Annotated in this window: 3 protein-coding genes; all 3 read left to right on the forward strand. The window is 70.8% G+C overall.

All coding sequences use genetic code 11. The annotated features are described in order from the left end of the window. Positions 1-22: 22 nt before the first annotated feature. Positions 23-4,867, forward strand: coding sequence for a LamG-like jellyroll fold domain-containing protein (locus ACGF5G_RS30455; protein WP_393269085.1), 4,845 nt, complete (start codon positions 23-25; stop codon positions 4,865-4,867). A 131-nt stretch (positions 4,868-4,998) separates the two neighbouring features. Then, positions 4,999-6,102 carry an RICIN domain-containing protein gene (locus tag ACGF5G_RS30460; protein WP_393269087.1) on the forward strand — a complete coding sequence of 368 codons (1,104 nt, stop codon included), beginning with the start codon at positions 4,999-5,001 and terminating at the stop codon, positions 6,100-6,102. A gap of 516 nt (positions 6,103-6,618) precedes the next feature. Beyond that, positions 6,619-7,452, forward strand: an 834-nt coding sequence (locus ACGF5G_RS30465) for a peptidoglycan DD-metalloendopeptidase family protein (RefSeq protein WP_393269243.1), incomplete at its 3' end; no start/stop codon positions are given.

Consider the following 7,452-nt stretch of genomic DNA (forward strand, 5'->3'; position numbering starts at 1 on the left):
CGTCCGCTGGGGCAGAACGCTCATGGCAGCGCTGGCGGTGGGCACCCTGGTGGCCAGCCTGCTAACCCTGCCCGGCCCGTTCACCGCGCCGACGGCCGTCCTGACGACGGAGCCGGCGACCACCCGTGACGCGCCGGTCCCCGCCAGCGTGCAGGCCGCCCGGAGCGGCCGCCGGGTGGAACTGACCGACCGGACCACCCCGACGACGCGGATCTTCGCCAACCCGAACGGCAGCTTCACGGCCGAGATCAGTCACGGTCCGCAGCGGATACGCCGGGACGGCGGATGGGTGCCCCTGGACACCCGGTTGCGGGCCCGCCCCGACGGCGCGGTCGTCCCGGTCGCCGCCGCCGATCTGGTGCTCTCCGGCGGCGGGCGAGCGCCGATGGCCCGGTTGACCACCGAGGGAGGCTCGGTGGAACTGGGCTGGCCCACCCGGTTGCCCCGGCCGGTGCTGGACGCGGACACGGCCACCTATCCGGAGGTGCTGCCCGGCGTCGACCTGCGGGTCACCGCCACCCCGACCGGCTTCGCCGAGATGCTCGTGGTCAAGACGGCGGCAGCGGCACGCCACCCCGCTCTGGCGCGGATCTCGTTCGGCCTGCGGACCCGTGGCCTGACCGTGCGACGCAACGCCGCCGGGGGCGTCGAGATGACCGACCGGCGGGGCCGTCCGGTCCTCAGCTCGGGCACCGCCTGGATGTGGGATTCCACCGACGTCGGGGCCGACGCCCGCCCCGGTCGACGCACCCGGTACGCGCCCCTGGGCCTGACGGTCGCCGCCGGACGGCTGACCCTGACCCCCGACACGGCCCTGTTCGCCGACCCACGGATCCGCTTCCCGCTGTACCTCGATCCGGACTTCACCGGCTATCGGGAGCACTGGCTGATGGTGGAGAAGGACCTGCCGAACCACGGTTGGTGGGACCATGCCCAGTTCCAGGCCCAGGTGGGCCGGGACCCGCGGGAGTCCACCACCGACCGGTTCCGGTCCTACTTCGAGATGAACGTCTCCGCCGTGGCGGGCAAGGTCATCGAGACGGCACAGTTCCGCCCGTACGAGTCGTGGGCGTACTCGTGCACACCCGAACCGGTGCACCTGTACCAGACCGGTGCGATCACGGCCAGCATGACCTGGAACACGGCGCCGCCGCTGCTCGTCGAGCGCAGACTCGACACGGTGAGCGCCGCGAAGGGCGGTGAGGACGGCGCAAGCCCCTGCCTCGAAGCGGCGGGCCACCTCGAACTCGACGCCACCGCCGCAGTGACGCAGGCGGCGGCAGCCCGGACCCGCACCCTCACCCTCGCGCTCGCCTCCGACGAGACGGCGGGAGCGAACGGGGCGAAACAGTTCGATCCCGCGGATACGAAACTGATGGTGACCTACAACACCGTACCGGAGGTCCCGGAACTGTCCGGTTGCGTCGACGACTCGATGGGTTTCGTCCCCAACCCGACCCCGACCCTCACCGCGATGCCCATCGACGCCGACCGGGACCTCCAGTTGTTCGGCGCGACGTTCCAGTGGGCGACCAGCGCCGGGCAGGTGCTCGGCGAGAGGTCCACAGACCTGGCCGACCCCGGCACGCCGGCGCACGTCCGGATCACCACCCCCCTGCCCGAGGGCGAGAGCTACCTCTGGCGGGCCAGGACGGTGGATTCGAAGACGGCGGGCCCGTGGAGCGCGTGGTGCCGCTTCACCATCGACACCCGTCCACCGGTCACCGTCCCTGCCGTCACCTCGGCAACCTTCCCCGAAGACCAGCGGAGCGGCCGGCAGTACGAGGCCGGCGAGGTGCGGTTCAGCGCCAACGGCGACCCGGATGTCGTCGGGTTCAGCTACTCCGTCAACGGCTACGAGCAACCCCAGGTGCCCGCGGTCGACGGGCAGTCGCGGGTGCGGGTCGTGCCCACCCAACCGTCCGACAACACCCTGGTCGTCGCCGGCGTGGACCGGGCCGGCCAGCGGGGACCCGAACGTGTCTACACGTTCCAGACCGAGCCGCTCAGCGAGGCCGTGGCCAGCTGGCAGATGGAGGACTACGGCCAGGTGGCCTGGGACAACACTCTCGGGTTGCACGACGCGACGCTGACCGGGGCGGCGACGTTCGGCCCGGGCCGCGGCTCTGGCGGCCTCGTGCTCGACGGGTCGGAGCAGAGCTTCGCGGCGACGACCGGGCCCGTCGTGCGCACCGACGACAGCTTCGCCGCAATGGCCTGGGTCAAGCTGACCGACGACAGTGACTGGGCCACGGTGCTGAGCCAGGCCGGCGAACGGCACCCCGGGTTCGCGCTGAAGTACAGTAGCTGGCCGCGCGCCTGGGTGTTCGAGATGGCGACGGAGGACGCCACCACCGAGCAGGTGGCGGCGGGCCAGGCAATCTCCACGCAGCTCACCCCGCAGGTCGGCGTCTGGACCCATCTCACCGGCGTCTACGACCACGCCGCCGGGCAGTTGCGGCTCTACGTCAACGGCCGGCTCGCGGGCACCGCCGCCCACCGCAGCGGCTGGAACGCCGTGGGGCGAGCGGCCATCGGCACCACCTCCTGGCACGGCTTCCACCCGGAACGGTGGAAAGGCGCCCTGGACGACGTGCGGCTGTTCGACCGCACCGTCAACGAGGCGGAGATCCGCGACCGGATGACACCCGAACCGTGGGGCCCTCAGGCCCGGTGGCACTTCGAGGAGACCGAGGGGCGTACTGCCACCGACGAGACCGGCAACGGGCACATCCTGACCCTGTCCGGCTCCGGCGCGACCTGGTCGACGGGCCGCAACGGCGGTGGGCTTCGCCTGGGCGGCGCCGGTGGCTACGCGTACACCGCCGGTCCGGTGCTGCGCACCGACCAGAGCTTCACCGCCGCCGCCTGGGTGCACCTCGACGACAGCGCAGAGTTCGCCACGGTGCTCAGCCAGAACGGCACCATGTTCAGCGGATTCACCCTGCGGTACGACCCCTGGGCGCGGCGGTGGGCGTTCGCCATGCCGAGCACCGACAGCGGCGACGGTGGAGCGTGGCCGACCGTGCACTCCCTTACCGAACCGGAGGTGGGGGTGTGGACCCACCTGACCGGGGTGTACGACCAGGAGGCCGGACAGTTACGGCTCTACGTCAACGGCGCGCTCACCGGAGCCGTCGCGCACCGCGGCACCTGGAACGCCACCGGGCAGACCCTGGTGGGCATGGGCCGCAACCGGGGCTGGCCGGTGGAATGGTTTCCTGGAACGATCGACGAACCGGTGCTCCAGCAGGGTGCGCTGAGCCTCGGGCAGATCCGCGAGCTGATCGGCGACAACCTGGAGGGCTCCGGCGGTGAGTGGGACTTCGACCTGCCCGGGCCCTCAGTGCCGGACCAGTCGGGAAACAAGCACCGGCTGACCGTCGGTCCGGAGGTGGACCGCGACGCCGCCGGCCATGCCCGCGGCAAGGGTCTCGGCTTCAAAGGCGCCGGTGGGTACGCCGCCACGGCCGGTCCCGTCATCCGCACCACCAACAGCTTCACCATCGCCGCCTGGGTGAGACTGGACGACACCGGTGGCCGGCGGGCCGTGGTCAGCCAACAGGGCGACCACAGCAGCGGATTCAGCCTGGAATACAGCGCCGACCGTAACCGCTGGATATTCGCGGTTCCGTATGACGACGCGGTGCTGCCCACGATGGACCGGGTCTCGACGGCGGTCTCGGACGGTGCGCCGCAGCGCGGCGCGTGGACCCACCTGGCCGGTGTCTACGACGCGCCGGCGAGCGAGTTGCGCCTCTATGTCAATGGTCGGTTGAGCACGAACCGGGGGACGAAGGTGACCCCGTGGCCGGCGAGGGGATCCCTCCAGGTGGGGCGGGCGTGGTGGAACGGTGGTTGGCAGGCGCCGTGGAGCGGCGTCGTGGATCAGCTCCGGGTCCTTGACCGGGCCGCGGTCGCGGAGGAGATCCGGGCCATCTCGGGGATCGCCGCCCCGCCGCCGCCCGGACCGCTGCGACTGTTCGCCCCGTACGCCAACCTGTGCCTCGGGGAGAAGAGCGGCGACAGCAGCGGTGCCCTGCTGCTCACCGGGTGCGCCGGCTCGATCCCCGACATGTCCGTGGTAACCGCGGGCGAAGATCTCTACCGGATCACCACCGACCATCCCGTCTACGGGCGCGGCTGCACCCGTGTCGCCGACAACTCCACGCAGGTCGGGGCGAGAATCGAGGACGACTACTGTGCGACCGGGGCGGGGCAGACCCGGTTCCGGCTGATACCGGTTTACGGCGCCGTGTTACGCGGGCATCTCGTGCAGGCCGAGCACAGCGGTCTCTGCGTCGGGATTGCCGGCAACGTGGCGACCCCCGGCGCGCCGGTCGTGCAGCTCACCTGCGATCCGACCGCCCCCGGCCAGGTCTTCGAGCTGCAACGCGTACCGGACGATGGCGTTCCCGCCCCCGGTGCCACCCAGATCCGGTCGGCCAACTCGGGTCTCTGCGTCGGCGAGGTGCCCGCGGATCCGAACCACCTGCTGCAGCAGAGCGCGTGCGGCACGGCGTCGCCACCGCTGCGCGTCGAAGCCGCCGGGAACGGCCGGTACCTCATCAAGGCGGATCACCCGGTTCACGGAGTGGGCTGCACCCTCGTCCTGGACCCGTCCACCACCGTTGGTAGCCCGGTGGCCGACGGCGCCTGTCCCGCCGACATGAGCAGGGCGCAGAAGTTTCGCCTTGAACCGGTCACCGCCCCACTGGCCGGCTACCGGCTCCGGCCCCTGCACAGCGGTCACTGCCTGGGCATCGTCGGCGGTTCCACAGCCAGTGGTGCCCGGCTGGTGCAGCAGGCGTGCGACCCGGCGGCCCGGGGCCAGGTGTTCCACTTCTCGAAGCCAGGTACGCCATGAGCGTGCAGTCTCGGCAGGCGCGGCGGGTGCGTCCTTTCCGCGGATCGAGGCCGCGCCGGCTCGCGAGACTGCCGCCTCCGTCCAGCAGCGGACGGCCGTGGTCGAGCCGGTCACTGGGAACTCTCGTTTCCGTGACCGGAAGGATCTTGCCGAAGGCCGCCCTGCTGGGCAGGATGGCGTCTGTGGACACGGGGGGTGTGTGCCCGGAGACGGCACGCGACGTCGGCGAATTCGTCGGATTGATGCGGCAGCTCAGGGTGCGCTCCGGATATACCCTCCGGCAACTGGAAGGGCGGGCCGCTGCCTCGGGAGACGTGCTCCCGCGCAGCACGCTCGCCAGCGTGCTGCACCGGGACGCGCTGCCGCGGGCGGACGTGCTGGCCGCCTTCGTGCGGGCCTGCACGGGCGACGATGTGCAGGTGCAGACCTGGGCGGCTGCCCGGGATCGTCTGGCTGTCGCCCGGTTGTCGGTGGCACCCACTCCACCGTTGGTCGTGTCCGCGTCGCCCGTGGCCGCGGGCGACGCGGTAGCCGCTGCCCCAGCGACGCCGGGCGACGAGCCGCGTGGTGCGGCGGCGACGCCGGACGGCCGATGGATAGGGGCAGTTGCCCGTTTGTCGCCGAAGGCGCGACGGCGGGCGGTGCATGGGGTGGTGACCTTGCTCGTGCTCGTGCTCGCGCCGCTCGCCGGTGCTGCCCTCTTCTGGGAAGACGTCGCGTCCGCACCGTCCGAGGCCGCGCCGTCGGCCGGTCCCGAACGTCGTCTTGCTGCGCAGGAGAGCGTGGTGCAGATCCATCCGGCTGGCGCGCCACAACTCTGCGTGACCGAGGGACGTGAACGAACGGGGCGGCACGACGACTCGGTCGCTGTGCAGCGCCCGTGTGCTGAGGTCACGTCACCGCTTACCATCCTCGCACCGGTGGGCGACGGCTTGTATCACATCAAATGGGACCATCCTCAGCACGGCGTCGGCTGCCTGACCCTGATCCAGGGCGGTCCCGCGGCAGGAATGCTGGAACCGTGGGCCGACTGTGTCGCGGGAGGTCCGGCGCAACGCTTCCACATCGAGCCCGTCGCCGGCTCGGTCAGCGGGTGGCGGCTGCGGCCCGAGGGGCTCGACGCCTGTCTGGGTGTGCCCGGCACCGGAACCGCTACCGGCCGGGAGATCGTGCAGTCGCCCTGCACCGGCACCGAGGACCAGACGTTCCTGATCGACGTGCTGGCTCCGGCCTGACAACTCCCAGAACCTCCAACTGTCGGCCGAGGACGCTCGCAGCGGGGCCGATCCACGGCTTCGGGGTCAGCAGGCCGAGGGTGTAGCCACCGCTGCCGCCCGGCGGCGGCGTCTGTGCGACCAGGGCCACGTCACGGTCCCGCAGCGCCAGTCGGGCGGCCGGACCCGGATCGCCGTGGACGGCGTGGCGGCGGCCAGCGGCCGCCAAGCCTCGGAAGCGGGTGAAACAGGCAGCCGCAACTGTGCCAGAGTCGCCGCGTCGAGTCGAACGCCGACCACCCGCCAAGAGCTGGACGGGAGCTATCCGGCACCAGCTTCGATTCGAGGGACATCGAATGTGTCGCCTCTGTGGACGAATCCGGGTTGCCTGGTGTCACCAGCGGCTCCCGAATGGGTCGCGTGAGCCGTGTCCACGCCCTCTGCGGGACGGTCGCATGTTCTCGGCCGCGCCGCCAGGGTTCATCCGGAAGGAAACGCATGCGTCTTCGAACAGGCCTGAATCTGTTGGCCCCGGTGATGGGCCTGGCGCTCGCCCTGTCGACGGCGGTGGTCGCGTCGCCCGCGAGTGCCGCCGGCGAGCCCTACCTCGAACTCCCGTTCCAGTGTGGCACCTCGTGGACGGGTGATTCCGGTCGTAGCAGCGCCCACCGGAGCTACGAGATCGACTTCAACCTGTCGTCGGGCGCTGAGGACCGGGGGAAACCGGTACTCGCCTCGGCTGCGGGGACGATCAGGTGGGAGGGTGGCGTCAGCTCCGCCTACGGCAACTACGTGGAGATCGACCACGGCAACGGCTACTCCACGTTGTACGCCCACCTCCAGGACAAGTACGCGCACATCGGTGACACGGTCGTCCAGGGCGAGAAGATCGGCACGGTCGGCAACACCGACGGGAACAGCCCCGGCATCAGTCCCCACCTGCACTTCGAGTACCGCAACCGGGGCAGCCAGCAGAGCTGGCCGGACTACATCCGCCCCGCCTCCTTCCACGGTGACCCGTTCGACTACGCCACCGGTGTGGAGACCTACGTCAGCCAGAACTGCGGCTCCGCCACTCCGTCGTCGATGCCGGGGTTGTCGGCGGTGTCGCGGGGTGTTGGTGGGTTGGATGTGTTCGCGGTGACGTCGGATGGTCGTTTGAAGCATCGGAATTTCTCGTCGGGTGCGTGGGGTTGTTGGTCGACGTTGTACGGGAACGCGACGATCAAGGGTGAGCCGGCGGCTGTTGCGAGTTCGGGTCGGATCGATGTGTTTGCGCAGGGTGTCGACAACCGGTTGAAGAAGATGACGTGGACGTCGGCGCATGGTTGGTATCAGTGGGCTGACATGGGTGATTACACGGTCACGTCG

This window comes from Micromonospora sp. NPDC047730, from assembly GCF_043204765.1.
Classification (GTDB): Bacteria; Actinomycetota; Actinomycetes; order Mycobacteriales; family Micromonosporaceae; genus Micromonospora.

Coding starts and splice junctions, on each gene's coding strand:
- ACGF5G_RS30455 (WP_393269085.1), top strand. CDS start 23: ATGGCAGCGCTGGCGGTGGGCACCCTGGTGGCCAGCCTGCTAACCCTG.